The sequence below is a fragment of the Amycolatopsis sp. NPDC003861 genome (genome assembly GCF_053605405.1).
In genome coordinates this window covers 1-26851 of record NZ_JBSGJD010000125.1, presented here as the reverse complement: position 1 = coordinate 26851, position 26851 = coordinate 1, and the positions used below count along the sequence as shown (strand labels likewise).

Sequence of the window (26851 nt, the reverse complement as noted above, 5' to 3'; positions counted from 1 at the left end):
CCGCCGTGTTGAGGAGGACGTCGTCGGCCGAGGTCACCCGCCCGGTGTGGATCAGATATTGCGTACCTTCCACCAGCACGGACGCGATCAACGCGGCCAGCGCGATCCGGAGCAGGGCCCGCAGCCGGCGGATCCGCAGCGGGAGCAGCGCGCCGAGCGGACCGAGCAGCAGGACGTTGCCGATCACCTGCCAGAGTGATCCGTCGCTGCTGAGCGCGGCAGCGACGTCGGCGCCCGGAACGAGGTCCAGCGTGCTCTCGCCGGAACCGCCGACAGGCATCGTGACCAGGCAAAACACCAGGAAGGCGACGAGGGAGGCAGCGCAGTCGACGGCGGCCGTCGCGCTCGCGCGGCGGGCGGCCATCCTCCGGCGGCGCCTCGCCGCGAGCAGTGGCCAGCCGAGCAGCGCGTACGGCAGCGCGATGGCCGAAATCGGAATCATCCCCCAGAAGGCGCGCAGCAGAGCTCCCATGCGCCTCCCTTCTCGAACCCCTCAAGACCTTCGGTGCGCAATACGAACGACCCCTTGCAAGATCACCTTCGCATCACGAGATCGACTCGGCATTCCGAGCGGACCGCACTATTCGGTGATCTTTCCGGTGGCGCCGGTTGTTCAACCGTGGTTCGGTCAGGGGACACACTGTCCACAGTGGAGGCTGTGGACAACCCTGTGGATGAATTCGGGGGACAAGTGTGAAAGTGTTGCGGCGCAAGGAAACGGCGTGAAACCGCCCTGTGTACTACTGCGCGGCGAGAGTGCGCGCCTGCTCGAGCAGCGCCTGCAGGTGCAGCCCGCGGCGGACGTCGCAGGGGTGCGTTGTCGTGCCGCTCGCGATCATGGCGGCGAAATCGTCGAGCAAAGCGGTGTAGGACTCCTGCGCCGAGCCCGGTTTGCGGCCCAGCGTCCGGTATCCGTGCTGGCCCCAGACCGCGACCTCGACGACGGTCGGCTGGACCGGCAGCCGCAGCGAGAGGGTGGCCGTGCTGATCACGCCGCCTTCGTGCGCCAGCATGAGGTGCCACAGGTCGCCGGGGCTCTGCCGGGCCGCGACCACCTCGGTGATCGGGCCGAGCGCGGCGTCCAGCATGTCGAGGGCGTGCGGGCCGATGTCGAACAGCGCGCCGCCGTCGTCCTGCCGCCATTCGGAGGTGGCGTACTGGCCGCCGAGCAGGCTGCCGGAGAGCCAGCGCGCGCCGCCGCCCGCCCAGCCGCCCGCCTGGGCGAGGCCGGCGAGCCACTCCTGCGTCTGCGCGGAGTAGCGCAAGGTCAGCATGACGAGCGCGGCCACCCCCGCGTCCGCGACGGCATCGGCCAGCCGGCGCGCGCCGTCGAGGTCCGCGGCGATCGGCTTCTCGAGGATCAGGTGCTTCCCGGCCTCGGCCGCGCGGACGCCCAGTTCGGCCTGGATCGACGGCGGAACGGCGAACGCGACCGCGTCCACCTGCTCGAACAGCTCCTCGACGCTCCCGGCGGTGGCCGCGCAGTGCGTCTCCGCAAGCGTTTGCGCCGCCTCCGGCCGCCGGGCCCAGACCGCGGTCAGCGCCGTGCCGGGGTGATCGGCCAATCCGGGTGCGTGGATCGTCGTCGCCCACGGGCCGGCGCCGATCAGGCCGACGCGCAGCTGTCCGTCCGCGATGAGCTGTCCCACGGCCCGCAGTCTAGGTGTGTCCCGCATCGCTTCGGAACCGCACCTGCGGCGGGCCCCGGCCTGGTTAAAGTGCCTGCATGATCGCCTCCCGCTTCGCCGTTGTCTGCGCTCTCCTGTTCGGGGCCGCCTTCGTGGGTGCCGCACCCGCTTCGGCGGCGGGCACCGACGGGGCCTGCCCGGACGGCGGCGGCGTGACGGTGGTCGTCGACTTCGGCGACCTCGGGCCGCAGCCGCTGATCCGCTGCGCCGCCGGGACACCCGCGAACGGCATCGCCGCCCTGCAGGAAGCCGGGATCGAGGTGGCCGGTTCGCAGAAGTACGGCCTCGCGGTGGCCTGCCGGATCAACGGCAAGCCCGGCCCCGACGTCGAGTCCTGCGCCGGGATGCCCTCGGCGACGGCGTACTGGAGCTACTGGCACGCCTCGGCCGGGGGCAGCTGGACGTCGAGCCAGGAAGGCGCCCAGACGGCGAAGCCCGCGCCTGGCGGGTTCGAGGGCTGGGCGTTCGCGCGGCCGAAGTCGGCGAACGACCTGCCGTCGCCGCCGCGCGCGGCGCCGGTCCGCCAGGTGGCCACTCCGGCGCCCGCTCCCGCTGCCTCCGACGGTGGTTCGTTCCCGTGGGGCCTGGTGCTCGGAGCCGTCGTGATCGTGCTGGTCGGCGGCGCCGGGATCGTCGTCGCCCGGCGCCGGCGTGCGCAGTAGGGCGCTGCACCCCGGCGCCTGGTGGGCGTGGGCGCTCGCGCTGGCCGTCGCCGCCAGCCGGACGACGAACCCGCTGCTGCTCGGCCTGATCATCGCGGTCGCCGGGTTCGTCGTCGCGAACCGGCGGTCGGACGCGCCCTGGGCGCTGGCGTTCCGGCTGTACGTCTACGTCGGCGCGCTGATCGTCGCCACCCGCGTGCTGTTCCGGATCCTGATCGGCGGCGACGACGGCGGGCACGTGCTGTTCACGCTGCCGCGGATCCCGCTCGCCGCCGGGCTGTCCCTGTTCGGGCCGACGTCGGCGGAGGAGCTGCTCGGCGGCTTCTACGACGGCCTGCGGCTGGCGACGATGGTCGTCTGCATCGGCGCGGCGAACGCCCTGGCCAACCCGAAACGCCTGCTCAAGGCGGTTCCGGGCGCGCTGTACGAGGTCGGGACGGCGGTGACGGTGGCGTTGACGGTCGCCCCGCAGCTCGTCGAGAGCGTGCAGCGCGTGCGGCGGGCCCGCCGGCTGCGGGCGGGGCGGAGTCGCGGGCTGCGGGCGGTCAAGGGCATCGTGGTGCCGGTGCTGGAGGACGCGATGGACCGGTCCCTGCGGCTGGCGGCCGCAATGGACTCACGGGGCTACGGCCGCCGGGCGTACCTGAGTCCCCGCCTGCGGGTGCTGATCGCTGTCTGCGTCCTGGCCGGGCTGCTCGGTGTGTGCGTCGGCGTCTACGGCGTGCTGGACGGGACGTCGCCGTCCTGGCTCGGCGTGCCGTTGCTGGCGGCCGGGCTGGTGGTGGCGGTCGTGGGCTTCGTCCTCGGCGGGCGCCGCGTGCGGCGGACGGCGTACCGGCCGGACCCGTGGCGCTGGCCGGAGACGCTGGTCGTCGCGTCCGGCGTCGGGGCGTGCGTGCTGCTGTTCGCGACGGCCCGGATCGACCCGGGCCGGTTGTTCCCTTCGCTCAGCCCGCTGCGCTGGCCGGAGGTGTCCTGGGTGCACGCGGTGTCCGTGCTGGTCGCGGTGCTGCCGGCGGTCGTCGCACCCCCGGTTCGGGAGGTCGTCCGATGATCGAGTTCTCACGGGTCACGGTGACCTACCCGGACGCCGCCCGGCCGGTGCTGTCCGACGTGTCGCTGCAGATCGAAGAGGGCGAGTTGTGCCTGGTCGCGGGCCCGACGGGGGCGGGGAAGTCGACGTTCCTCGGCGCGATCAACGGGCTCGTCCCGCACTTCACCGGCGGCCACCTGTCCGGCCGGGTCGTCGTAGGCGGTTTCGACACCGCTCGTCAGCCGCCCCGGGAGCTGGCCTCGGTCGTCGGCGTCGTCGGGCAGGACCCCCTCTCCGGGTTCGTGACGGACACCGTCGAGGAGGAACTCGCGTACGCGATGGAGCAGCTGGCGGTGCCGCCGGACGTCATGCGCAAGCGCGTCGAGGAAACCCTGGACCTGCTCGGGATCGCGGACCTGCGCAACCGTCCACTTCGGACACTGTCGGGCGGCCAGCAGCAGCGCGTGGCGATCGGCTCGGTCTTGACGGCCCACCCGTCGGTGGTCGTGCTGGACGAGCCGACGTCGGCCCTGGACCCGACGGCGGCGGAGGACGTCCTCGCGGCGATCACGCGCCTGGTGCACGACCTGGGGACGACGGTGATCGTGGCGGAGCACCGGATGGAGCGGGTGGCCCAGTACGCGGACCGGCTGCTGTACCTGCGGGGCGACGGCTCGGTCCGCTCGGGACCGCCGGCCGAGATCCTGGCGACGTCGCCGATCGCGCCCCCGATCGCCGAGCTGGGGCGGCTGGCGGGCTGGTCGCCGCTGCCGCTGTCGGTCCGGGACGCGCGGCGGCTCGCGGCGCCGCTGCGTGCCCGTCTCTCAGGGCATCTTCCGAAATTGTCGGTGGTGGGTCGTAGCCTCTCGGTGACCGGTTCGGCACTGGATGTGAGAGGGGTGGTGGTCCGATACGGAGATGTCCTGGCGGTACGTGGGGTGAGCCTGCGTGTCGGACCGGGAGAGGTGGTCGCGCTGATGGGACGCAACGGCTCCGGCAAGTCGTCGCTTCTCTGGGCGGTGCAGGGCAGTGGCCCGAGGTCGGCGGGGAAGGTCGACGTCGGTGGCACGGACCCGGCGTCGCTCAAGCCACGAGTGGCCCGTCAGCGCGTCGGCCTGGTCCCGCAGACCCCGGCCGACCTGCTGTACCTCGATTCGGTGGACGCCGAGTGCGCACAGGCGGACACCGAGTCGGAGGTGCCGGCGGGAACGGCCCGGGGCCTGCTGGACAGGCTGGCTCCCGGAGTCGCCGGTGAAGCGCACCCCGGCGACCTCTCGGAAGGGCAGCGACTGGCGTTGGTGCTGGCGATCCAGCTGGCGTCGGCCCCACCGGTGGTCCTGCTCGACGAGCCGACCCGCGGCCTCGACTACCACGCAAAAAAGCGCTTCGCGGCGGCCCTGCGAGAGCTGGCCTCGCAGGGCCACGCGGTAGTGCTGGCCACCCACGACGTCGAGTTCGTGGCAACGGCGGCCACCCGGGTGGCGGTCATGGCCGACGGCGAGGTGGTAGCGGACGGCCCCACGAAGGAGGTCGTGGTCGCCTCACCAGCCTTCGCCCCGCAGGTGGCCAAGATCCTGGCCCCCGAGCGCTGGCTGACGGTCGACGAGGTAGCCGAGGCACTGGCATGAGCAAGTGCCCGTGCGACCGCGTCCCGGCCGAGGTGACCCCGCCATGACCGACTTCCTCAGACCCCGCACAGTCCGCCTGACCCCACGGCCCGCGTTGGTCCTCACCGTCGCGAGCCTCCTCGGCATGGCCATGTTCTGCTGGCCCCTGCTCGCCCACCCCCAGCCGACTGCGGCCGCGCACACCGCCGATGCCCCGTTCGTCTTCATGGCGACCCTGCCGGTGCTCATCCTGGTCGTGCTCGCCGAGCTGTCCCGGGGCGGCATCGACGCCAAAGCGCTCGCCCTCCTCGGCGTGCTCTCGGCCGTCAACGCCGGGCTTCGGCCGCTCAGCGTGGGGACCGGCGGCATCGAGCTGGTCTTCTTCCTGCTCGTGCTCGCCGGCCGCGTCTTCGGGCCCGGGTTCGGGTTCGTGCTCGGGTCGACGTCACTGTTCACGAGCGCGCTGCTCACCGCCGGGGTCGGGCCGTGGCTGCCGTTCCAGATGCTCGCGTCGTCACTGATCGGGCTCGGGGCCGGCCTGCTGCCGCGGAAACCGCGGGGCAAGGCCGAGGTCGCCATGCTGGTCGGCTACGGCGTCTTCGCGGCCTACTTCTTCGGCATGCTGATGAGCCTGTGGTCGTGGCCGTTCCTCGCCGGGGACAGCACGCAGCTCGGCTTCGTGCCCGGTGCGCCGCTCCTCGACAACCTTCGCCGGTTCGCGACCTACACCGTCCTGACGTCGACCCTCGGCTGGGACACCGGCCGCGCGATCACCAACGCGGTCGCCATCGTCCTGCTCGGGCCGGCCGTCCTGGCGGTGCTGAGGCGCGCCGCCAGGCGGGCCGCCTTCGAGGCGCCCGTGACCTTCGACCGCGGTCAGCTGTAGGAGTAGAAGCCCCGGCCGGTCTTCTTGCCGAGCAGGCCCGCGTCCACCATGCGCAGCAGCAGCGGCGGCGACGAGTACAGCGGCTCCTTGAACTCCGCGTACATCGAGTCCGCGATGGCCTTGATCGTGTCCAGCCCGATGAGGTCGGACAGGCGCAGCGGGCCCATCGGGTGCGCCGTGCCCAGCTCCATGCCGCGGTCGATGTCCTCGGCCGAGGCGAAGCCCGACTCGATCATCCGGATCGCCGAGAGCAGGTACGGCACCAGCAGCGAGTTCACGATGAACCCGGCGCGGTCCTGCGAGCGGATGACGGTCTTGCCCAGCGCCGTCGTCGCGTGCTCCTCCGCGCGGCGGGCCGTCTCTTCGCTGGTCAGCAGCGAGGGCACCAGCTCCACCAGCGGCAGCACCGGCACCGGGTTGAAGAAGTGGATGCCGACCACCTGCTGCGGCCGGCCCGTCGCCATGCCCAGCTTCATGATCGGGATCGACGACGTGTTGGACGCGAACAGCGCGTCCTCGGCCTCGACGATCTTGTCCAGCTGGCGGAAGACGTCGACCTTCGCCTGCTCCTGCTCGAGGATCGCCTCGATGACCAGTTCGCGGTCGGCGAACTCGGCGATGTCCGTCGTGAACCGGAGCCTGCCGAGGGCCGCGTCGGCGTCCTCGGCCGAGAGCTTGCCGCTCTTGACGCCGCGTTGCAGCGACTTCTCGATGCGCGCCTTGCCCGCGTCGAGCGCCGGCTGGTTCACCTCGGTGATCACGACGTCCAACCCGGACCGCGCGTGCACCTCGGCGATGCCGGACCCCATGAGGCCCGCCCCGACGACTCCAACCCGACTTACCACCGGCTCACTCCTTCGTCCGCTTCGCCGACCCGCACGCCCTGTTTGGACAGCATTGTGGGCAGCACGCAGCGCGCGAGGGCGGTCGCCGGGTGGTGCCCGGCTACGCCCTCGCGCGGTTACGCGTGCTCAACGACGGTACTCGTCGTACCCGTCGTCGTACGGGTCTTCATACCGGCTGTCGGCAGAGTCCTCGTGGTGGTTGTCACTGGAGGAGTTACTCGACAGCTCGCGCTGCAAAGCATCGAAGTCGGTCTCGTGCGAGCTGTACTTGAGCTCACGCGCCACCTTCGTCTGCTTGGCCTTAGCCCGGCCGCGCCCCATGGCTCGACCCCCTCGCACAGGGGCGGGGCGGCCGGGGGAATCGGCGGCCCCGCATCGTCTCGACAATTCTTTCCTGCTCACACCGTACCGTGTCCGGGGGGTTCGATGCGACGTGGCACGGTGTGCCGGTCGCGACAGTGTTCGCCGGACACCGGTTACCGGCCGGTCGGTGACGATCGGTGCAGGTAGACGTGCCACGATCTACCCGTGCTCCGTCCCTTCGTGGCTTACCTGCGGGTGTACGAACCCCTGCTCGCCCTGGGCGATCCGCCGGACGAACGGCTGCGTGCGGCCGTCGCGGCGGCCAAGCTGCGGCGGACGGACGCGGGAGCGCGCGAGCAGGCCATGTGGCTCAAGTCACAGGTGGCCGCCCCCCGGCGACTGCTGCCGGCCGAGCTCGCGGACGGCCGTCCGGCGCCGAGCCTGCTGACCGACGTCCTGGTCCTCGACCCCGCTGAAGTGCCCGGAGGCAAAGCCGAGAACGGGCCCTTGGTCTGCCCGCTGGAGTTGCGAGCCCGCTCGGCGGCGGCCCTGGTCACCTTCCTCGGCGACGCCCACCCGGCGCTGAAGAACGTCGTCCTCGACGAAGGCGGCTTCACCCAGGAGACGATCCGCGCCCGGACGAAGTCGGCGATGGCGGACCTGACCACGTCGGCGGCGCACACGTTGTCGACGACCTGGACGGTGCCGCTGCCGTGGTTCGTGCTGATCGAGCCGGAGGAGCGCCGCCTGGTCCTCGGCAACGGCCGCGCCGACCCCCAGCGAGAACTGTCTTGGCGCGCCACCCTCGCCGACGCCCAGCACCGCGCCCGCGAGGCAGGCGACCTGCTGGAGCAGACCTTCGGCGACTCGGGGCCGGGCCGAGTGCTGTTCGAGACGCGCCGCTGGCTGGACAACTTCCACGAAGACTCGGTGATCGAGCTCGACTACGGCGGCCTGGTCCAGCTGTTCACCGACCCCGTCCTGGAGGCCGACAACACAGCCGACGAGGTCCACGACATCTTGGACGCCCTACGCTCGGGCAACGTCGAGGAGCTAGCCGAGCTGTTCTCGGACCTGCGCGAGTTCTGGGGCGACGTGGCCGCCCGCGAGCGCGCCAACTAGTGGACAACCGTCCGGCGAGGGCGGCGCTCCGCCCCGAAACTGTCGGTGCCCACCGGTAGCGTGGAAAACGGGGGCTGCTCAGCCACGGACCGCCGCGCGCCTCGCTGACCAGCGGCCGCAACGCTCGGTCGGCCCGCAACTGCGACAGAGGGGCGGCCGAGGGCTCCGGCGGCGCGGCGGAGGCGGCCAGCGGGGTTCGGCGGCGCGGCGGAAGTGGCCGGCGGGTTCGGCGGTGCAGCCAGGGTGGGTCGGCGGGTTCGGCGATGCAGTCAGGCGGCGCGGCGGGCCCGGCTGGCGGGTTCGACGGCGCGGCCAAGGTGACGCGGCGGAGGCGGCCAGCGAGGTTCGGCGGCGCGGCAGCAGGCGGGTGGCAGCGCGAGAAGCGGCCAACGCGGCACGGCGGAGGCAACGAGCCAGCGTCAGCGCAACTCCGGCACCCGGATCTCGCCCACCGGCTGTCCGCCACCCAAGACCGGCGGGTGTGCCAGCTCTTCCAGACCCGACACATCCACCCCCAGGTACCGCAGCGCCGTCACCGCCAGTGGTGCGCAGGCCCGCTTCGCGCCGTCGTCCATCTTGATTGCCGCCGCGAAGCCGTCCGGCAGTGCGAATGCCTGGACGCCCTCTGCGCCCGCCTTGGCCACCAGACCCTCCACGCCGGACATCAGCGCCGTGTCCTCGCGGCCCGTTCCCGCCACCAGCCACGGATTTGCCCGCATCGCCGACGCCACCTCCGCCGAAGGGCCCTCCGACGCCGCCGCGATCCGGCCGAACGCGCGCGCCAACCCCGTCAGGGAGAACGCGAACAACGGTGCTCCACAGCCGTCGACACCCGTGTGGGCGATCGGCTCACCCACAAGCGACGACACGACCTCAGCGAGGTGCTGTTGCAGCGGGTGGTCCGGCTCGGCATACCCCGGCACCGGCCAGCCCGCCCGGACGCACGTCGTCAGCATGGCCGTGTGCTTGCCCGAACAGTTCATCATCACGCGCCGGGGCTCGGCTGCGTCGCGCATGCTCGGCAGGTGCAGCGGGAAGTCCGGCGGGCACGCCAAGTCGGTCTCGCTCAGGCCCGCCGCCGAAAGCAGCTCCAGGACCCGCTTCACGTGCCCCGGCTCGCCCGAATGCGAGGCGCACGCCAGCGCCAGGTCCTCGCCCGTGAAATCCAGCCCCGCGCGCAGCATGCCGACCGCCTGCAGCGGCTTGTTCGACGACCTCGGGTACACCGGCGAAACCACGTCACCCAGCGCCAGCCGGACCGCGCCCTCCGGGCCGGTGATCACCAACGCGCCCCGGTGGACGCTTTCGACGAAACCGGACCGCACGACTTCGGCGAGCACCGGGTTGCTCACTCGCCGCGGCCGCCTTCGTTCTCCAGCAGCTCGTCCACTGTGGCCGAGCCTTGCTGGTAGCGCTTCGCGATCTCCGCGTTCAGCGTGTCCATCACGCCTTGGACCTCGCGGCGGAACGAAGACACCGACAGCTCTTCGCGCGCGTACGTGTCCAAAGCGGAAGCGAGCTTCTCGTCCGACAGGGACCCGACGTCGGTCAGGTCCGTGTCGCCGATCAGGGCCTCCGCGTGCCGGCGGTGCTCGCCGGCGCGGGACGGCTCCAGCTGCTGGTGCCGGCCCGAGCCCGCCGCCGGGCCCAGTGCGTTGTCCGCCAGGATCGTCGCCAGCTGGTCGACGATGCTCGCTTCGCCGCCCGAGCTGCGCCGGGCCTGCTCCGCGCGCACGATGTCGATCCGGGCGTGCAGGAGACGGCGCAGGTAGGACAGGTCGGTCTCTTCCTGCGCGGCTTCGTCACGCCGCTCGCGCAGCACGTTCAGCGGCAGTTCACCCAGGCCGCTGAGGTACCCCGGGCCGAGCACGCGGTCGATCCGCCGCCTGCCACCGGGCCGCACTTCGATCACAGCGCAGTTTATCCCGGTTGAGCGTGATCTCGCTGTCAGGGGCTTTCGTTCAGCCACGGAGTTGCGCTGCTGCCGCACGGCCCGGCGCGGGCTGTTCCGCGGGCACCGAGTCGGGGTCGATCGCCGCCTGGACGAGGTTGTCCTCCGACCCCGCCAGCAGCTCCGCGCCCACCGGTGTCGACCGCTTGACCAGCGCCAACGCGATCGGGCCGAGCTCGTGGTGCTGGATCACCGTGCCGATCCGGCCGACCGTCCGGCCGTCGAGCAGCAGCGGGTCGCCGGTCTCCGGGGTGACCTCGGGGGAGCCGTCGAGGTGCAACAGCAGCAAGTTCCGCGGCGGGCGTCCCACGTTGTGGACCTTCGACACCGTTTCCTGGCCGCGGTAGCAGCCCTTCGCCACGTGCGCGGCCGAGCCGACCCAGCCCACCTCGTGCGGGATCGTGCGGTCGTCGGTGTCGACGCCCAGCCGTGGCCGGACCGACTCGACGCGCAGCGCGTCGAACACCCAGCTGCCCGCCGCCCGCGCGCCCGCGTCCGTCAGCCGCTGCCACCAGTCCGCCAGCGCCGCGCGCGGCACCGCCAGGTCGACGCTCCACCGGCCGGGCCACGGCATCCGGCGCGCGAAGCCGCCGCCCGGCAGCGCCGCCACGGCGTACGGCTCCGGGCCGACCTCGGCGCCGACCGCGCTCAGCACGCGCTCGGCGTCCGGGCCGAGCACGGTGAGCAGCGCCAGTTCGCCCGTCGCGTCCCGGATGTCCACCTTGGACCAGAACTTCATCGCCTCGAGGTACTCGTGCAGCGTCTGGGGACCGCCCTTGGGCAGTGCGCTCGTCACGTGCGTGCCGGCGTCGGTGTCGAGGTAGACCGTGCCGTCGAGGTGCGCCAGCACCATGTGCGTCTCGACCCGGCCCTGGCTGTCGAGGACCAGCGCCTCGGTGCCGGAGCCCTCGGCCAGGCCGGTCACGTGCTGGGAGATCACCAGATGCAGCCAGGACAGCCGTTCTTCGCCGGTCACGGCGAGGAACTCGCGGTGCGACCGGTCGATCACGACCACGCTGCGCGAGGCCGTGCGCTGCTCCGCGAAGGGGTCTCCCCAGTGCCAGGGGACGCCGGCTTCGGGGTGGTCGTCGGGGGCGGGGATCGATCCGGGCACGTCCAGCAGCGGCGAGCGGTACGGCATACCGCCCAGCCTAGGTGAGTACGGTGTCGGCATGCGCGTGCTCGTCTTCCTCGACGGAACCCCGGCCGACCCCGATGTGGCCCAGATCAAGGTCGACGACCTCGGGCTGCTGCGCGGCGACGGCGTCTTCGAGACGATCCTCGTCGTCGACGGCAAGCCCCGCGAGCTCCGGCCGCACCTCGACCGGCTGGCCCGTTCGGCGGCCATGCTCGACCTCCCCGAGCCCGACCTCGCGGCCTGGGAACGGGTCGTTTCGCGGGTGCTCGAAAGGTGGGCCGGCGGCCCCGAAATGGTGCTGAAACTGGTGTACACGAGGGGATCCGACGGCGATCCGGCCGCGGCGCCGACCGGTTTCGCGCTCGGTTCGGAGGTCGCCCCGGCGATCCTCAAGGCCCGCGCCGAAGGCGTCGCCGCGATCACCCTCGAACGCGGTTTCCCGCCGGATCTCGCCGAGCGCGCGCCCTGGCTGCTGCTCGGCGCGAAGCCGCTGTCCTACGCGATGAACATGGCCGCCGTGCGGGAGGCGGGCCGCCGTGGAGCCGAAGATGTGATTTTCACCGCGGCCGACGGATCGATCTTCGAAGGCCCGACCTCGACCGTCGTGCTCGCGAAGGGGCGGACGCTCTACACGCCGCCGTCGAGCATCGGGATCCTGCCGGGTACCACCCAGGCCGCGCTGTTCCGCGGCGCCGAGAAGGCGGGCTGGGCGGTCAAGGTGGAGCCGCTGACCGTGCGCGACCTCGTCGAGGGCGACGGTGTCTTCATGGCCTCCAGCGTCCGCAAGCTGACCCGGGTGCACACCCTCGACGGCGAGCGCCTGCCCGATTCCCGAGCCGTGTACGCCGAGCTCGTCGCGGCCTACGACGGCGAATACGCCTGACCCTGGGTGATCCGGACGACGGCGGGGGCGACCTCTTCGGCGCGGTAGGCGGCGATCTTGTGGTGGCCGTCGATGATCAGCTCGCGTTCGCCGTCGGCCAGCACCACCGCGACCGGCCGGTGCCCGGTGCGGATGGCCGTCCGGTAGTAGCCGACGCGGGCCTCGTCCGACGGCGGCCAGGCGTCGGTCGGCGTGAGCAGCTGGTCTTCCGGGAGCCGCTCCGGGCCGCTCACCCGGTAGTCGCCGTCGACGAGCAGGTCGAGCACCGGCCCGAGCGTGGTGGCCAGCGGACGGCGCAGTTGCCCGGTGGCCAGCGCGATCCGCAGCGATTGCGGCAGCTCCGCCCGCGCCCGTGCGTTCACGTCGAGGAAACCCGCGCCACCGCTGATCGTCACCTGTTCCACGCTTATGAGGACGGGCGACGGCGCGACATGGTTCCGGCCCCTACCCGGACGGGTGCACCGGGTGACCCGGGTCTCACCCGCGCGGCGGTACGCCTTGCTCAGGAAGGCCGGAACCGGATTCGGGTACCCGGCCGAGCCTGCGCGAGGGCGCTCAGCGCGGTCGTTTTCACGACGGCGGCGACCGGATAGCCGCCGGTCGTCGGGTGGTCGGCGAGGAACACCACCGGCAGCCCGCTCGGCGGTACCTGGATCGCGCCGGTGACGACGCCCTCGCTGGGCAGCTCGCCGTCGACGGCGCGCCGCAGCGGCGTCCCGTCCAGGCGCAGGCCGACGCGGTTCGACTCGGCCGTCACCGTCCAGCCCGCCGAGAGCCCGCCCGCCGGGTCGTCGAACCAGTCGTCGCGGGGGCCGAGCGTCACGGGCACCACGAGCTCACCGGGCGCCCGCACGGGCACGACGACGTCCGCGCCCGCGGGGATCCCCGGGGTGCCGAGCGGGAGCACGTCACCGCGCCTCAGCGGCGCCGGGCCGATGCCGGACAGGACGTCCCGGGATCGGCTGCCCAGCACCGGCTCGACCGCGATGCCTCCCGAGACGGCCAGGTAGCAGCGGAGACCGGCGGAAGGCGTCCCCAGCGTCAACGTCTGACCGGCGCGAACAGCCAGTGGCGCGTGGGAGCCGGCCGGGCGGCCGTCGACCCGGACGTCGACCGCCGGGCCGGTGACCGCCGCCGTCACCGCGGCCGGGAACCGCACGGAGAGGCCGCCGAACAGCGCCTCGATGCCGGCCGCGTCCTCGGCGTTGCCGACGAGCCGGTTCGCCAGCCGCAGCGACACCTGGTCGAGCGCTCCCGATGGTGCGACCCCGAGGTGGGCGTACCCGGGCCGGCCGAGGTCCTCGACCAGCGCGTACCGCCCGGGGTCGAGCACCTCCAGGCTCCTCACCGGACGCTCCGGAAGCGCACGCGGTCCCCCGGCGCGAACAGCGCGGGCGGGTCCGCGTGGGGGTCGAACAGCGTGGCCGATGTGTGCCCGAGCAGCCGCCAGCCGCCCGGCGACTCGCGCGGGTAGACGCCGGTGAACTCGCCGGCGATCCCGACCGACCCGGCCGGGACGCGGGTGCGCGGCGTCTCCAGGCGTGGCTGCTGGAGCGGAGCCGGAAGCCCGGTCAGGTAGCCGAAGCCAGGTGCGAACCCGGTGAACGCGACCGTGTAACCGGCTTCGGTGTGCATCGAGACGACGGCTTCGGGCGAAATCCCGGCGTCGGCGGCGATCAGGGCCAGGTCCTCGCCGTCGTAGCGGACGTCGAGGGTCACTTCGCGCGGCTCGCCCGCGGGCCGGTGCGTGAGATCGGCGGCTTCGAGCAGGGCCCGCACGGCCGCGACGCCGCCGACGACGAGCAGGCTGCGCGCGCCCGGCACGAGGTCGACGACCCCGGGCGGCCGGGCGGCGAGCACAGTCGCGTGGGCGGCCCGCAGCTGGTCCGGCGAGTCGCAGTCGAGCAGGGCGGCGTCCTCGCCGCACCGCCGCCAGCGCACGGCGTCAGCCGACGACGCGGTGCAGCAGCGCCGAAGTGTGCGGCTGCATCTCCTGGCCGACCATGGCCCGCTCCTCGACGTAGCCGAGGGAGCCTTCGATGAGCCCGTACAGGCGCTGGGCCGCGGTGACGTCCTTGGCCGTGGCCGTGCGGATCACCGCGTCGGTGCCGAGCTCCCACGACGTCTGGTTGCGCGGCTTGCCGTAGTACAGCTCGACGATGCCGGTGTTGTGGGTGAGCAGCAGCTCGATCGTGTCGTCTTCCTGCGGCCGCCAGAACCCGGACTCGCGGGCGGCGGGCCGGACGACGTTGCCCTCGTCGTCGAGCAGCCAGGCCCGGGACTCGTGGATCAGGAACGGGCGGCCGTCGTGCGAGATCGTCAGCTGCTGCGCGAACTTGCGCGGGCCGTCGATGGTCGGGTAGTCGACCTCGCCCTCACCGCGCCAGACACCGACGAGCGGCAGCAGCGCGAGGCAGGCGTCGTTGAGGTTCGGCCCCTCGCGCAGGTTCGCGGTGTCGTTGGGGATGGGCAGGTCGTCCCACAGCGGGAGGTTGCGCGTGCGGGTGCTTTCCGCGCGCTTCTCCGCTGCCACGATGGCTTCGTCGCCGCTGGCGGTCATGGGTCAGCGCTGGTCCGCGTACAGCCGGTAGACGACGTACACGGCGAACCAGGTGATCGCGATGCCGGCGAGGACCAGCAGAGTCGTAAAGAAGGCTTCCACGCCCCGCAGAATAGTCCGCCGGGTGCGGAACGGCCCTGCGCAGGGTCGGCGCGGTGAGCACGGTCACCCGGCCGGAACGCGCGAAGGCCTCCCTGCCGGAGCAGGGAGGCCTTCGCGGGTGAAGCGGAACTCAGGCGACCGAGATGGCCAGCTGGTGCAGGCCGGGGCCCTCGGCGGTGACCGAGGCTTCGCCGTTGCCGGAGCGGTGCAGCGCGCGGACCGTCCACTCGCCCGGCGCCGCGTAGAAGCGGAAGTCGCCGTCGGCCGACGAGACGACCTCGCCGGTGAAGTCGCCGCCGCCGTCGAGGAGCCGGACGAACGCGCCGCCGACCGGCCCGTTCGCGCCGGTCACCTTGCCGGCGAGCACGACCTGCCCGCGCGTGTCGAAGTCCGCCGGCGTGGCCTCCTGGACCGGTGCGCCGCAGCTGTCGTCAACCGCCATCACTTGGCTCCCAACTCGACCGGCACGCCGACGAGCGAGCCGTATTCCGTCCATGAACCGTCGTAGTTCTTCACGTCCTCGTAGCCCAGCAGCTCGTGGAGCGCGAACCACGCGATCGACGAGCGCTCGCCGATGCGGCAGTAGGCGATGGTGCCCTTGCCCTCGTCGATGCCCTCGTCCTTGTACAGCTCCTTGATCTCTTCCTCGGTCTTGAAGGTGCCGTCCTCGTTGGCGACCTTCGCCCACGGCACGTTCAGCGCGCCGGGGATGTGGCCGGGAACCTGGGACTGCTCCTGCGGCAGGTGCGCCGGGGCGAGCAGCTTGCCGGAGAACTCGTCGGGCGAGCGCACGTCGACGAAGTTCTTCGACCCGATCGACTGGACGACCTCGTCGCGGAACGCGCGCAGCGAGAGGTCCTGGTCCTGCGCCTGGTAGTCGGTGGTGTCGCGCTTGACCTCGTCGGAGTTCAGCTCACGGCCGTCGAGCTCCCACTTCTTGCGGCCGCCGTCGAGCAGCTTGACGTTCTCGTGGCCGTACAGCTTGAAGTACCAGTACGCGTACGCGGCGAACCAGTTGTTGTTGCCGCCGTAGAGGATCACGAGGTCGTCGTTGGCGATGCCCTTCTCCGAGAGGAGCTTCTCGAAGCCCTCCTTGGAGACGAAGTCGCGGCGCACCCCGTCCTGCAGGTCGTTCCGCCAGTCGAACTTCACCGCGCCCCGGATGTGGCCGGCGTCGTAGGCGGTGGTGTCCTCGTCGACCTCGGCGAACACGACGCCGGGGGTGTCCAGGTTCTCCTCGGCCCACTGGGTGGTGACCAGGACGTCTTCACGGCTCATGAGAACAGAACTCTCTTTCTGGGTTGGACTTCAGGACGACGCGCGGGCGGGGCTGAAGCGTTTGATCAGCAAGTACATTTCGCAGCCGAGGCAGAAGTCGAAGGCCGCGTTGAGGAAGGCCGCGAACAGCGCGAACGCCGTCGCGACGATGCCGAGCGGGGTGATCCCGGCGGCGAAGCCGACCGTGCCGACCAGGGCGAACACGAATCCGACGGCCTGGGCGAACCGCAGCGGCGCCGCGTCCTCGCGATCGGACGTCGGGCCGAGGCGCGGGGCCACCAGCGCGCGGTAGACGATCGAGTACGGCGCCTGCTTCAGCCCGACGAACGCGCCGATGGCGAACACGACGGTCTGGACGGCCAGCAGCGGCCACCACTCGGTGACCAGCACGACCGCGAGCACGATCGTGGTCAGGATGGCGGCGAACCGCGGGCCGCGCGGGTCGACGGCCGGTCCGGCGGACATGGTGCCTCCAGCTGGAGCAAGGGGTGCGTGCGAACGGCACGCGTCAGCGGCATCAGGGCTGGCGGGGACCGGATCGGGGAGTTCAGTGCCGGTCGGACTGAACGCGACACAGGCTGCTGCGGACGCGGCAGAGGTCGACTGCGCGCCGCTGCGTCAGGAAGAAGCTGGTCAGCCCGGTCACGGGTGCGAGGGTACCCAGCGCTCTCTCAAGGTGGGAACCACGTTCATACCTTGGGACGATTCCCAGGATCCGGGAAGAATCCCGGTCAGGACGTCCGCGTTGTGAGATGCGGCCTCAGCGCGTCCAGCAGTTCGGGGCCCTTGGGGACGCCGCCGACGCGCAGGAGCTCCCGGCCGTCCGGGGTCAGCGCGATCGTGGTCGGCGTCCGCAGCACGGACAGCGACTGCGCGACCTCGGGCTGGTTCGTGACGTCGAGTTCGACGTGGTGCAGGCCGTCGGTCCGCTCGGCCAGCGGCGCGAGCACGGCCTTCGCGTGCCTGCAGGGCGCGCAGAAGGTGGTGGAGATCTGGACCAGCGTCACGGCGGACGCCGGGTCGAGCACGTCGGTGACGGGGGCGGGCAGCTCGCGAGCGGCCGGCTTGGCGGCCCGCACCCGGCCGTTGCGGGCCTTGAGCAGCCCGCCGACGGCCGCGGCGGCCACCAGCGTCGCCACGAGCACCCACAGCCCCGTCACCGCACCGCTCCCTACTTGCTCAGGTCCGCGAACGACACGTTCGCCGCCTTGCCCTTGATCGTCACCGAGCCGCTCTGCACCCGCACGCCGGTCGGGGTGACCGACAGCGGCAGATCCTTCGTGCTGATCGACGCGTTGAAGTTCGGCATCAGCGCCTTCTGCACCGCCTGCGGGACGACCGTGGTCTCCTGGTCGTTCCCGAACTGCAGGCGCTTCGGGAGGAAGTTGATCGTGCCCTTGGCCGCGTCCGCCTCGATCATCGCGAAACAGAAGATTTCCAGATCCTTGCCCGCGAACTGAAGGTGTCCCGAAATGCGGACACCGGTGCTCGACTCGTCCTGGTCGGGCTGGCCCTCGGTGGTCTTCGTCGTGGTCGGCGCCGGCTCGCTCTGCCCGCTGTCGCCGTTCTGGACGTACTCGGTGGTCGACGGCTCGATCCGGAGGTCCTTGATCTTGTCCAGCGGGGACAGCCGGGCCAGGTCGGCGGCCTTGATGGTGACCGCGCCGGTCAGCTGGCCGATGGTGATCGCCTTCGTGTTGCCGTTCGTGAGGTCGGACAGCGGCGCCTTGACGTCCTCGAGCTCGGCGTTCACCGCCACGTCCTGCAGCTTGTCCGCGACCGGGAGGCCGGCGGCGGACACGCTGATGTGACTGTAGTCACCGCTCAGCGCCTGCGTGAGGAACGGGAAGCCGTGGATCGTCACCGACGGGTCGTCGCTCAGCTGCAGCTGCGTGCGGGCCTTCTGCGAAATCATGTGCTCGGCGAATGCCGCGGCCCCGAAATCGGCGCCGACCAGCAGCAGGACCAGGACGATCAGTGCGATCACCCAGCGCCGGGCCCGGCGGCCGCGGCGTCGTGCGTCGGGCCTCGGTGCGGGTCGGTCGTCCCGGGTCACGGGCCTGCTCACCATCGCGTCCGTACTCCTGTTCGTCGGGGACACCGGGATTCCTCCAGGTGTGATCGATCCAGCAAGGGTTAGGTGCCCGGCCGTTCAGCCGCTATTCTCACTTAGCACCGACCAACGCCGCTGTGCGGCGACGACGCGAAGGCGGTGCGGCTGATGAGCCTGGACCTTCTGGTACTGACTGCGGAGGCCGACGCCACCTCGGTGCTTCCCGCGCTGGACCTGCTGCCGCACACCGTACGCGTCCGCGCTCCCGAGGTGACGGCCCTGCTCGACGCGGGCCACCGTGACGTGATCCTCCTCGACGCCCGCAGCGACCTGGCCTCGGCGAAGAGCCTCTGCCGCCTGCTCAAGGGCACGGGCGAGGACGAGGCGGCCACCCCGATCATCGCCGTCGTCGGCGAGGGCGGGCTCGTCGCCGTCAGCGCCGAGTGGCGCACCGACGACATCCTGCTGCCTACCGCGGGCCCGGCCGAGGTCGACGCCCGGCTGCGCCTGGTGACGACCCGCGACGGCGGCTCCGCCCAGGTCGACGCCGAGCTGCGGGTCGGCGAGCTGGTCATCGACGAGGCGACCTACACCGCGCGCCTGCGCAAGCGCACCCTCGAGCTCACCTACAAGGAGTTCGAGCTGCTCAAGTACCTCGCGCAGCACGCCGGCCGGGTGTTCACCCGCGCCCAGCTGCTGCAGGAGGTCTGGGGCTACGACTTCTTCGGCGGCACGCGCACGGTGGACGTCCACGTCCGGCGGCTGCGCGCCAAGCTCGGCCCGGAGCACGAGCAGATGATCGGCACCGTGCGCAACGTCGGCTACAAGTTCGAGCGGCCGGCCAAGAGCGGCGGTCCGCGGCCGGGCGTCCCGGCCCAGGCCGAAGCGCCCGCCGAGACCCCCGAACTCGCGCACTGACGACGTCCCCACGTTCACCTGGACGCGGTGACAACCGTCGCGTTGCCTCGGCCGCGGGTACGGTCGCAGGGGTGACCGGAGAGTGGCGGCAGGAACTGGACGAAAAGCAGCTCGAGGACGTGCGCGGGCTGCTGTTGGCCGTGCGGGAGGCCGACGGGCGGCCCGAGGTCGCGCCGGAGGGCCCGCTGCCCGGCGAGTTCGACGGCGGTGAGCACCTCGTCGCCTGCGTCGAGGGCGAAGTCGTCGGCTACGCGCACCTCGACACCACCGGTGACTCCTTCGGCCACCAGGTCGCCGAGCTGTTCGTGCACCCCGCCCACCGTGACCGCGGATACGGCGCGAAGCTGCTTCAGGCGCTCGACGAGCGGGCCGCGGTCGGCTTCCGCGTCTGGGCCCACGGCGATCATCCGGCCGCGCAGAAGCTGGCGGTGAAGACCGGCCTGGAGCGCAAGCGCGAGCTGCTGATCCTGCACGTCGACGTCGAAGGCGCGGACTGGCCGGAGCCGATCCTGCGCGACGGCGTCTCGCTGCGGACCTTCGTACCGGGCCAGGACGAGGACGCCGTGGTCCGGGTGAACGCGCGGGCCTTCGACTGGCACCCCGAGCAGGGCGCGCTGACCGCCGACGACGTCCGCGCCGACGAAGCCCGGCCCTGGTTCGACGCCGACGGCTTCTTCCTCGCCGAAGAAAACGGCGAGGTCATCGGCTTCCACTGGACGAAGGTGCACGAGCCGACGCCCGGCCGGTTCGGCGGCGAGCGCGTCGGCGAGGTGTACGTCGTGGGCGTCGACCCGGCCGCGCAGGGCGGCGGGCTCGGGCGGGCGCTCACCCTGGCCGGGCTCCGGTACCTCGCGAACCGGGGGCTGCGGCAGATCATCCTGTACGTCGAAGGCGACAACGCGCCGGCGTTGGCGGTCTATACCAAGCTGGGGTTCGCGCGGTACGAGACAGACGTCCAATACGGACGGTGACCGTTACAAACGGCGTGCCAACAATCCGTCACAGTGTGCGAACGCCCAGGTCACGGGCGGGACACGGCTCTCTTTCGGGCTAGTAGCACTGCTCACACCCGGCACCTTGTTCACTTTCCGTTCATCTGGAGAGGGGCGCCCGTCCACCGTGGCTGCCTAATGTCCGGATCCGGCGCGGCAGCACGCCGCGACGACCCGGTCAAGCTCCTGATGGAGGAAACAGCAGTGAAGATCATGCGGCCCCTGAGCGCGGTGGGCATCGTCGCGAGCGCCGCCCTCGTGCTCGCCGCCTGTGGTTCCGACCCCGCGGCGACCAACAGCAGCGCCTCGAACACGGCTTCGGCGCCCGCTGCCACCGGCACCGCCGACGTGGAGTGCGGTGGCAAGAGCCCGCTCTCCGCGGAAGGTTCGTCGGCCCAGAAGAACGCCATCGACATCTTCACGCAGCAGTACGGCAAGAAGTGCTCCGGCCAGCAGGTGAACTACAACCCGAGCGGCTCGGGCGCGGGCGTCAAGCAGTTCAACGCCAACCAGATCGACTTCGGCGGCTCGGACTCGCCGATCAAGGACGCCGACGCCGAGGCGGCCAAGAAGCGCTGCGCCAGCGACGCCTGGAACATCCCGCTGGTCGTCGGCCCGATCGCGGTCGCCTACAAGCTGTCCGGTGTGGACAAGCTGGTGCTGACCCCGTCGGTGACCGCCAAGATCTTCAGCGGCACCATCACCAAGTGGAACGACCCGGCCATCAAGGCCGTCAAGGGCAACGAGAGCCTGAACCTGCCGGACAAGGCCATCCAGGTCGTCTCGCGCGCCGACGAGTCGGGCACCACCGACAACTTCCAGAAGTACCTGGGCGCGGCGGCGAAGGCCGACTGGACCAAGGGTGCCGGCAAGAAGTTCAACGGTGGCGTCGGCAACGGTGCCCAGGGCTCCAACGGTGTCGCGACCGCGGTGAAGGCCTCCGACGGCGGCATCACCTACGTCGAGGGCGCGTTCGCCAAGGACGGCCTGACCCCGGCCCTGATCGACAGCGGCTCCGGCGGCGTCGAGCTCAACGCGGCGAACGTGGCCAAGTCCCTCGACGCGGCGAAGTTCCTCAAGGACGGCTCCAACGACCTCGCGCTCGACCTCAACGGCATCTACGCCAGCAACACCCCGGGTGCGTACCCGCTGCTGCTGACGACCTACGAGATCGTCTGCTCGAAGTACGCGGACCCGAACGTCGCGAAGGCAGTCAAGGCGTTCCTGACGGTGGCGGCCACCGACGGCCAGCAGCCGCTGTCGTCGAAGGGCTACGTGCCGATCCCGCAGTCGCTGCAGACCAAGGTCCTGGCCGCGGTCAAGGCCATCTCCTGACCTGTTGCGACTGACATCCGAGTGATAGAGGCTGGTCAGAAGTAGCTGATGAGCGAGTCATCCTCGACGCGAACGCCCACCGGCGACCCCGGTGGGCGTTCGTCGTCCGTCACGACGCCCCCGGAGGTCCCGATTTCGGAGCAAGCAGCCCCGCCGGCGGACAAGCAGCCGCCCGCGGCCGAGAAACCGAAGAAGGTGCGGCCCGGTGACCGCATCTTCCAGAACCTGACCACCGGGGCCGGGATCTTCGTCGTCGCCCTGATCGGCCTGATCGGGCTCTTCCTGCTCATCCAGGCCATCCCGGCGCTGCAGGCCAACAAGGCCAACTTCCTGACCAACCACGGCTGGTCGACCAACGACCCGGCGAACATGTCGTTCGGCATCCTCGACCTGCTCGAGGTGACCGTCGCGACGTCGCTGGTGGCACTGATCATCGCGATGCCGGTCTCGCTGGGCATCGCGCTGTTCCTGACGCAGTACGCGCCGCCGCGGCTCGCCCGGCCGTTCGCCTACATCATCGACCTGCTCGCCGCGGTGCCGTCGATCATCTTCGGCCTGTGGGGCATCCTCGTGTTCGCCCCGGCGATCGAGCCGTTCTCGCAGTGGGTCAACGACACGTTCTCGTGGTTCCCGCTGCTGGCGCCCGGCAACGTCTCGCCGAGCGTGCGCGGCACGATCTTCACCGCCGGCATCGTGCTGGCCGTGATGATCCTGCCGATCATCACGTCGCTCTCGCGCGAGGTGTTCGAGCGCACGCCGACGCCGCACATCGAGGGCGCGCTGGCGCTCGGCGCGACGCGCTGGGAGGTCATCCGCACGACGGTGCTGCCGTTCGGCAAGGCGGGCTACGTCGGCGCGTCCATGCTCGGTCTCGGCCGCGCGCTGGGCGAGACGATCGCGCTGGCCGTCATCCTGCTCATCCCGCAGGGCAAGAACTTCGACTGGAGCCTCTTCGACGGCGGCGCCACGTTCGCGTCGAAGATCGCGGCGAACTACAGCGAGTTCAACAACGAGGTCTCGGCCGGGGCGTACATCGCGGCCGGCCTGGTGCTGTTCGTGCTCACCTTTGTCGTGAACTTCGCCGCGCGGTCCATCATCGGTGACAAGAAGGGGGACTGAGCATGTCCACCACCACGCTCGAAGCCCCCGCGACGACCCCCGCTTTCCAGCAGGTCAGCCTGGCCCGCAAGGTCAAGAACGGGCTGGCGACCACGCTCGTCTGGCTGTCGTTCCTGATCGCCGTCGTCCCGCTGGTGTGGGTGCTCTACACGGTGATCGTCGACGGCATCAAGCGGATCCCCTACAGCAACTGGTGGACCGAAGACTTCGGCGACGTCCTGTCCGACGAGGTCGGCGGCGGCGTGCTGCACGCCATCATCGGCACCCTGCTGCAGGGCCTGGTGTGCGCGATCATCGCCGTGCCGATCGGCATGCTGGTGGCGATCTACCTCGTCGAGTACGGCCGCAACGGCAAGCTCGCGAAGGCGACCACCTTCATGGTCGACATCCTCTCCGGTGTCCCGTCCATCGTGGCGGCGCTGTTCATCTACGCGCTGTGGATCACCACCTTCGGCCTGCCGCGCAGCGGTTTCGCCGTCTCGCTGGCCCTGGTGCTGCTGATGATCCCGGTCGTCGTCCGGTCGTCGGAGGAGATGCTGCGGATCGTCCCCGACGACCTGCGTGAGGCGTCGTACGCGCTCGGCGTGCCGAAGTGGAAGACGATCATGAAGATCGTGCTGCCGACGGCGCTGTCCGGCATCATCGGCGGCATCATGATGGCGCTGGCCCGCGTCATGGGTGAGACGGCGCCGCTGCTGGTCCTGGTCGGCTACTCGGCCTACACGAACTGGGACATCTTCAGCGGCGAGCAGGCCGCGCTGCCGCTGCTGATGAACAACGAGCGCGTCAGCAACCCGATGGACCCGGGCTCGGTCGGCTTCGACCGGATCTGGGGCGCGGCCCTGACCCTCGTGCTCATCATCGCGATCATCAACCTCCTCGCCACCGTGTTCGCGCGCCTCGTCGCCCCGAAGAAGAAGTGAGCTATTCCTGATGGCCAAGCGAATCGACGTCAAGGACGTGGACATCTACTACGGCAAGTTCCACGCCGTGGACGGCGTCACCCTGTCGGTGCCGCCGCGCAACGTCACCGCGTTCATCGGCCCGTCGGGCTGTGGCAAGTCGACGGTGCTGCGCACGCTCAACCGCATGCACGAAGTGATCCCCGGCGCCCGCGTGGACGGCCAGGTGCTGCTCGACGGCGAGGACATCTACGCGTCGGCGGTCGACCCGGTCCAGGTGCGCCGCACGATCGGCATGGTGTTCCAGCGCCCCAACCCGTTCCCGACGATGTCCATCAAGGACAACGTCGTCGCCGGGCTGAAGCTGGGTGGCACCAAGGGCAAGAAGACCCTCGACGACATCGCCGAGCGCGCGCTGCGCGGAGCGAACCTGTGGAACGAGGTCAAGGACCGCCTGAACAAGCCGGGCGGCGGCCTTTCGGGCGGTCAGCAGCAGCGGCTGTGCATCGCCCGCGCGATCGCGGTCCAGCCGGACGTGCTGCTGATGGACGAGCCGTGCTCGGCCCTGGACCCGATTTCCACGCTCGCGATCGAGGACCTGATCGGCGAGCTGAAGAAGGACTACACGATCGTCATCGTGACGCACAACATGCAGCAGGCGGCCCGGGTTTCCGACCAGACGGCGTTCTTCAACCTCGCCGGCGTCGGCCAGCCGGGCCGGCTGGTGGAGCTGAACGACACGGAGAAGATCTTCTCCAACCCGGACGAAAAGGCCACGGAAGACTACATTTCCGGCCGGTTCGGCTGAGTTGCCGTTGACCGGGAAGGCTTTTCCCGCCGCGCTCGGGGCGGCGGGAAAAGCCTTTCTTTTGTCCTAAGTGGAGCAATGAAAACGCCCCCGGCCGCGACCGGGGGCGTTTTCGCTTGCGTGGCTCAGATGTCGTCGTCGGTGCCGTAGCCCGGCATCTTGCCGGTGACCACGAAGATCATCCGCTTCGCGACCGACACGGCGTGGTCGGCGTAGCGCTCGTAGAACCGGCCCAGCAGCGTCACGTCGACGGCGGAGGCGACGCCGTACGGCCACTCGCGGTCCATCAGGACGGTGAACAGGTGGCGGTGGATGTCGTCCACCTGGTCGTCCTCGGACTCGATCGTCTTCGCCGCTTCGACGTCCTTGGAGTGGATGACCTGCTCGACCTGGCGGGCCAGCTTGACCGCGACCTCGCCCATCTCGGAGAAGTACGGGCGGACGGAGTCCGGCAGCACCGGCTCCGGGTGGCGGCGCCGCGCGGCCTTGGCCACGTGCAGGGCCAGGTCGCCCATGCGCTCCAGGCTCTCCGCGGCGTGGATCGCCGCGAGCACCGTGCGCAGATCGGTCGCCACGGGCGCCTGGAGGGCCAGCAGGGCGTACGCCTGCTCCTCGCACTGGGCGCGGGCGTCGTCGACCTTCGAGTCGTCGCTGATCACCTGCTCGGCGAGACTGAGGTCGGCCTCCAGGAGGGCGCGCGTGGCGCGCTCCATGGCGTCGGCGACCTGGACGGACATCGCGGCCAGGTGGTCGGCGAGCTGTTCGAGTTCGACATGGTAAGCCTCACGCATGGGCCAACTCTACGGCCAAGGGTGGCCAAATACCGCATCGCCGGGTGAACCGCACGTGAACCCGGCCTAACGATCCTCGCGGATCAGCCGTTTCCGCTGCTCTTGCGGGTGGTGGTCGACTTGGAGCTGCCGCTGCTCTTCGACTTCGAGGTGCTGGTCGGCGGCGCCTGCTCGCTCGCCGGGACGGGCGCGTTCGGGTCGGGCAGCGGGGTGTTGTTGCGCAGCGCGTCGAAGAGCGCCTTGGTCTTGCTGACGACGAGGACCTCGTTGCCGCGGTTGTTGGCCATGCCGACCGTCGGGACGGTGAGGAAGGCGATCTTCGACGGGTCCAGGCCCTTCATCGACTGCGCCAGCGTCATCATCTGCTTGACGCCGAGGTTGTCGCCAAAGGTCGCCTTCGCGAAGGCGTTGATGAAGTCGCTGAGCTTCCCGGGATCGAGCACGACGTCCGAAGACATGACCTTCTTCAGCAGCGCGCCGATGAACTCCTGCTGCCGCTTGATCCGGCCGTAGTCGGACGTCGGGTCGCCCTTGACGTGCCGCGCGCGGACGAAGTTCAGCGCCTGGTCACCGGAGATCGTGACGTCGCCGGTCTGCAGCAGCACCTTGCCGAGGATGGTGTCGTCGATCGGGATCTCGTTGTGGATGGTGACGCCGTGCACCGCGTCGACCATTTCCTTGAAGCCGTTGAAGTCGATGCCGACGAAGTGGTTGATCCGCAGCCCGGTGATCTGCTGGATCACCTTGGTGACGCAGGCCGGCCCGCCGACGGCGTAGGCGGTGTTGAGCTTGGCGAATTTCGCGCCCTTGTAGACCTCGTCGGTGGTCTTGTTCTGCGCCGGGTCCCACTTCTGGCAGTCCGGCCGGTTGACCTCCAGGTCGCGCGGGAACGACGTGACGACGACCCGCTTCCGGTCGGCCGGGATGTGCGCGACCATCACGGTGTCGCTCCGCGCGCCGGGCGTGCTGTCGGCGGTGCCGACGCCTTCCTCGGCGGAGGCGCCGTCGCGGGTGTCGGAGCCGACCATCAGGAAGTTCTCGTCGTTGGCCTGCGCCTCGGCGTCCTGGATGTCGGAGGAGTTCTCGTCGAGCGCGGAGACCTGGGTGAACTTCGCGTCGAAGTAGGTCTGAGCGCCCCAGGCACCCCCGATCCCGAGGAAGACCAGCCCCGCAACGACGGCGGCGGCGATCCGCCCGGCAAGAGCCGACCGCCGCTTCTTTTCCTGCTGCCGGCTCAGTTCGGCCGCTGCTTCGGCTTCGGCGGCTTCGGAGGGGGTAGTGGTGACTACGCGCTGAAGGGCGGTGCGGGTGCTCTCGAGGATGGAGGCGGGCGAGAGCCGCTCACGACGTTCCCGCCGCTTGGCTTCCTCGGCTTCCATCTCATCGTGGGCCGCGGAGAACCGGGCGAGGGTGTGATCGATCTTGCGCCGGTACTGGGTCGCCTCGTCGATCGCTTCCATTTCATCGGTCATGGTCAGCGGATCAAGAGCAGCCCGCGGCGGCACACCACCGTCGGAGGGATGCTGAGCTGCTGACGCGTCGACCGCTCGGCGAGCTGCAGGGCCGTCGGCGGCGGGGCGCGGAGCTGCTGCCCCGTTGGCGGTGCGGCGTGGTGCGGGGCTGTCCGGCGTGGCGCGCGGGGACGCGGCGTCGGCCGGGCGGCGGCCTGCGGCTTCTCCGGTGCGGCGGGGCGCAGGGCCGTCCGCGGCAGGCCGCGGAGCCTCGACCCCATTGGCGGCTCGGCGGGGCGCCGGGCTGTCCGGCGTGGCGCGCGGGGTTGCGGCGTCGGCTGGGCGACGGGGGTTTTCGCCGGTGCGGCGGGGCGCCGGGTTATCCGCGGCAGGGCGCGGCGCACCTGCGTCGACCGGACCGGCC

At 71.0% G+C, this 26851-nt stretch carries 31 protein-coding genes and 1 pseudogene; 12 read left to right on the top strand and 20 right to left on the bottom strand.

All coding sequences use genetic code 11. The annotated features are described in order from the left end of the window. Positions 1-472, bottom strand: a 472-nt coding sequence (locus tag ACWEVN_RS27695; RefSeq protein ID WP_452053232.1) for a VanZ family protein, incomplete at its 3' end; no start/stop codon positions are given. A gap of 268 nt (positions 473-740) precedes the next feature. Beyond that, positions 741-1649 (bottom strand): Gfo/Idh/MocA family protein, encoded by a 909-nt coding sequence (locus ACWEVN_RS27690; RefSeq protein WP_449681844.1) that lies wholly within the window; start codon positions 1647-1649, stop codon positions 741-743. A 77-nt stretch (positions 1650-1726) separates the two neighbouring features. Here ACWEVN_RS27690 and ACWEVN_RS27685 point away from each other — a divergent pair, with 77 nt between their 5' ends. From ACWEVN_RS27685 to ACWEVN_RS27670, 4 genes are read left to right on the top strand one after another with little or no spacing between them, the layout of a single operon-like run. After that, the gene (locus ACWEVN_RS27685) at positions 1727-2350 is read left to right on the top strand and encodes a hypothetical protein (protein WP_452053231.1); all 624 of its coding nucleotides are present in this window, start codon (positions 1727-1729) and stop codon (positions 2348-2350) included. Further along, on the top strand, positions 2340-3404 hold the full coding sequence (locus tag ACWEVN_RS27680; RefSeq protein ID WP_452053230.1) for a CbiQ family ECF transporter T component: 1065 nt from the start codon (positions 2340-2342) through the stop codon (positions 3402-3404). Before ACWEVN_RS27685 ends, ACWEVN_RS27680 begins: the two co-directional genes overlap by 11 nt. Further along, entirely contained in the window at positions 3401-5011 is a 1611-nt protein-coding gene (locus tag ACWEVN_RS27675) for an ABC transporter ATP-binding protein (RefSeq protein WP_452053229.1), read from the top strand. The genes ACWEVN_RS27680 and ACWEVN_RS27675 overlap by 4 nt, the downstream gene beginning before the upstream one ends. 43 nt (positions 5012-5054) lie before the next feature. Continuing rightward, positions 5055-5876, top strand: coding sequence for an ECF transporter S component (locus ACWEVN_RS27670; protein WP_452053228.1), 822 nt, complete (start codon positions 5055-5057; stop codon positions 5874-5876). Here ACWEVN_RS27670 and ACWEVN_RS27665 read toward each other — a convergent pair. After that, the gene (locus tag ACWEVN_RS27665; RefSeq protein ID WP_452053227.1) at positions 5867-6721 is read right to left on the bottom strand and encodes a 3-hydroxybutyryl-CoA dehydrogenase; all 855 of its coding nucleotides are present in this window, start codon (positions 6719-6721) and stop codon (positions 5867-5869) included. The two genes, ACWEVN_RS27670 and ACWEVN_RS27665, sit on opposite strands and share 10 nt — an antisense overlap. A gap of 126 nt (positions 6722-6847) precedes the next feature. Next, positions 6848-7042: a DUF3073 domain-containing protein gene (locus ACWEVN_RS27660; RefSeq protein WP_091319261.1), complete on the bottom strand. Its 195-nt coding sequence runs from the start codon at positions 7040-7042 to the stop codon at positions 6848-6850. A 207-nt stretch (positions 7043-7249) separates the two neighbouring features. On the opposite strand from ACWEVN_RS27660, the gene ACWEVN_RS27655 reads away from it, so the two are divergent. Beyond that, positions 7250-8146, top strand: a complete 897-nt coding sequence (locus ACWEVN_RS27655; protein ID WP_449681850.1) for a hypothetical protein — start codon at positions 7250-7252, stop codon at positions 8144-8146. Positions 8147-8565: 419 nt separating this feature from the next. On the opposite strand, the gene ACWEVN_RS27650 is transcribed toward ACWEVN_RS27655, so the two are convergent. From ACWEVN_RS27650 to ygfZ, 3 genes are read right to left on the bottom strand one after another with little or no spacing between them, the layout of a single operon-like run. Next, on the bottom strand, positions 8566-9498 hold the full coding sequence (locus ACWEVN_RS27650; protein ID WP_449681851.1) for an asparaginase: 933 nt from the start codon (positions 9496-9498) through the stop codon (positions 8566-8568). Beyond that, positions 9495-10058, bottom strand: coding sequence for an RsiG family protein (locus ACWEVN_RS27645; RefSeq protein WP_191315250.1), 564 nt, complete (start codon positions 10056-10058; stop codon positions 9495-9497). Before ACWEVN_RS27645 ends, ACWEVN_RS27650 begins: the two co-directional genes overlap by 4 nt. A gap of 49 nt (positions 10059-10107) precedes the next feature. Further along, positions 10108-11238, bottom strand: a complete 1131-nt coding sequence (gene ygfZ / locus ACWEVN_RS27640; RefSeq protein WP_449681852.1) for a CAF17-like 4Fe-4S cluster assembly/insertion protein YgfZ — start codon at positions 11236-11238, stop codon at positions 10108-10110. A gap of 31 nt (positions 11239-11269) precedes the next feature. On the opposite strand from ygfZ, the gene ACWEVN_RS27635 reads away from it, so the two are divergent. Next, complete coding sequence (locus ACWEVN_RS27635) at positions 11270-12118, top strand: aminodeoxychorismate lyase (RefSeq protein WP_452053226.1); 849 nt, start codon at positions 11270-11272, stop codon at positions 12116-12118. Here the strand turns inward: ACWEVN_RS27635 and ACWEVN_RS27630 are convergent. From ACWEVN_RS27630 to ACWEVN_RS27585, 10 genes are all read right to left on the bottom strand, one after another. Beyond that, entirely contained in the window at positions 12097-12522 is a 426-nt protein-coding gene (locus ACWEVN_RS27630; RefSeq protein ID WP_449681854.1) for a hypothetical protein, read from the bottom strand. The genes ACWEVN_RS27635 and ACWEVN_RS27630 overlap by 22 nt on opposite strands. 98 nt (positions 12523-12620) lie before the next feature. Then, the gene (locus ACWEVN_RS27625) at positions 12621-13466 is read right to left on the bottom strand and encodes a 5-oxoprolinase subunit C family protein (RefSeq protein WP_452053225.1); all 846 of its coding nucleotides are present in this window, start codon (positions 13464-13466) and stop codon (positions 12621-12623) included. Further along, positions 13463-14059 (bottom strand): 5-oxoprolinase subunit PxpB, encoded by a 597-nt coding sequence (pxpB, locus tag ACWEVN_RS27620; protein ID WP_452053224.1) that lies wholly within the window; start codon positions 14057-14059, stop codon positions 13463-13465. The genes ACWEVN_RS27625 and pxpB overlap by 4 nt, the downstream gene beginning before the upstream one ends. A gap of 4 nt (positions 14060-14063) precedes the next feature. Beyond that, positions 14064-14678, bottom strand: coding sequence for an FABP family protein (locus tag ACWEVN_RS27615; protein ID WP_449681857.1), 615 nt, complete (start codon positions 14676-14678; stop codon positions 14064-14066). Positions 14679-14910: 232 nt separating this feature from the next. Continuing rightward, positions 14911-15222 (bottom strand): DUF1416 domain-containing protein, encoded by a 312-nt coding sequence (locus ACWEVN_RS27610; RefSeq protein ID WP_310969444.1) that lies wholly within the window; start codon positions 15220-15222, stop codon positions 14911-14913. Further along, entirely contained in the window at positions 15222-16058 is an 837-nt protein-coding gene (locus ACWEVN_RS27605; protein WP_452053223.1) for a sulfurtransferase, read from the bottom strand. Before ACWEVN_RS27605 ends, ACWEVN_RS27610 begins: the two co-directional genes overlap by 1 nt. Before the next feature lie 30 nt (positions 16059-16088). Next, a complete protein-coding gene (locus ACWEVN_RS27600) occupies positions 16089-16523 on the bottom strand; it encodes a DUF4395 domain-containing protein (protein WP_452053222.1) in 435 nt (144 codons plus the stop codon). Positions 16524-16605: 82 nt separating this feature from the next. Continuing rightward, entirely contained in the window at positions 16606-16704 is a 99-nt protein-coding gene (locus ACWEVN_RS27595) for a putative leader peptide (protein WP_310969441.1), read from the bottom strand. A gap of 85 nt (positions 16705-16789) precedes the next feature. Next, positions 16790-17218 (bottom strand): TlpA family protein disulfide reductase, encoded by a 429-nt coding sequence (locus ACWEVN_RS27590; protein WP_449681860.1) that lies wholly within the window; start codon positions 17216-17218, stop codon positions 16790-16792. 11 nt (positions 17219-17229) lie between these two features. Continuing rightward, on the bottom strand, positions 17230-18129 hold the full coding sequence (locus tag ACWEVN_RS27585) for an LmeA family phospholipid-binding protein (protein WP_449681861.1): 900 nt from the start codon (positions 18127-18129) through the stop codon (positions 17230-17232). 150 nt (positions 18130-18279) lie between these two features. On the opposite strand from ACWEVN_RS27585, the gene ACWEVN_RS27580 reads away from it, so the two are divergent. The 6 genes from ACWEVN_RS27580 (at position 18280) to pstB (ending at position 24185) form a co-directional block, all read left to right on the top strand. Continuing rightward, the gene (locus tag ACWEVN_RS27580; RefSeq protein WP_449681862.1) at positions 18280-19029 is read left to right on the top strand and encodes a winged helix-turn-helix transcriptional regulator; all 750 of its coding nucleotides are present in this window, start codon (positions 18280-18282) and stop codon (positions 19027-19029) included. 71 nt (positions 19030-19100) lie between these two features. Then, a complete protein-coding gene (gene mshD, locus ACWEVN_RS27575) occupies positions 19101-20000 on the top strand; it encodes a mycothiol synthase (protein ID WP_452053221.1) in 900 nt (299 codons plus the stop codon). A 225-nt stretch (positions 20001-20225) separates the two neighbouring features. Continuing rightward, positions 20226-21356 carry a phosphate ABC transporter substrate-binding protein PstS gene (pstS, locus tag ACWEVN_RS27570; protein WP_449681965.1) on the top strand — a complete coding sequence of 377 codons (1131 nt, stop codon included), beginning with the start codon at positions 20226-20228 and terminating at the stop codon, positions 21354-21356. A 195-nt stretch (positions 21357-21551) separates the two neighbouring features. Further along, positions 21552-22475 (top strand): phosphate ABC transporter permease subunit PstC, encoded by a 924-nt coding sequence (pstC, locus tag ACWEVN_RS27565; protein WP_449681966.1) that lies wholly within the window; start codon positions 21552-21554, stop codon positions 22473-22475. Positions 22476-22477: 2 nt separating this feature from the next. Next, a complete protein-coding gene (gene pstA, locus ACWEVN_RS27560; protein ID WP_452053220.1) occupies positions 22478-23398 on the top strand; it encodes a phosphate ABC transporter permease PstA in 921 nt (306 codons plus the stop codon). A gap of 10 nt (positions 23399-23408) precedes the next feature. Beyond that, positions 23409-24185, top strand: a complete 777-nt coding sequence (pstB, locus tag ACWEVN_RS27555) for a phosphate ABC transporter ATP-binding protein PstB (protein ID WP_086862623.1) — start codon at positions 23409-23411, stop codon at positions 24183-24185. Between the two features lie 125 nt (positions 24186-24310). Here pstB and phoU read toward each other — a convergent pair whose 3' ends face one another. From phoU to ACWEVN_RS27540, 3 genes and pseudogenes are all read right to left on the bottom strand, one after another. Next, the gene (gene phoU, locus ACWEVN_RS27550; protein ID WP_449681865.1) at positions 24311-24976 is read right to left on the bottom strand and encodes a phosphate signaling complex protein PhoU; all 666 of its coding nucleotides are present in this window, start codon (positions 24974-24976) and stop codon (positions 24311-24313) included. A gap of 83 nt (positions 24977-25059) precedes the next feature. Beyond that, positions 25060-26481 carry an LCP family protein gene (locus ACWEVN_RS27545; protein WP_452053219.1) on the bottom strand — a complete coding sequence of 474 codons (1422 nt, stop codon included), beginning with the start codon at positions 26479-26481 and terminating at the stop codon, positions 25060-25062. After that, positions 26451-26851 (bottom strand): annotated as a pseudogene (locus tag ACWEVN_RS27540) (hypothetical protein); the annotation flags it as partial. The gene ACWEVN_RS27545 and the pseudogene ACWEVN_RS27540, both read right to left, overlap by 31 nt.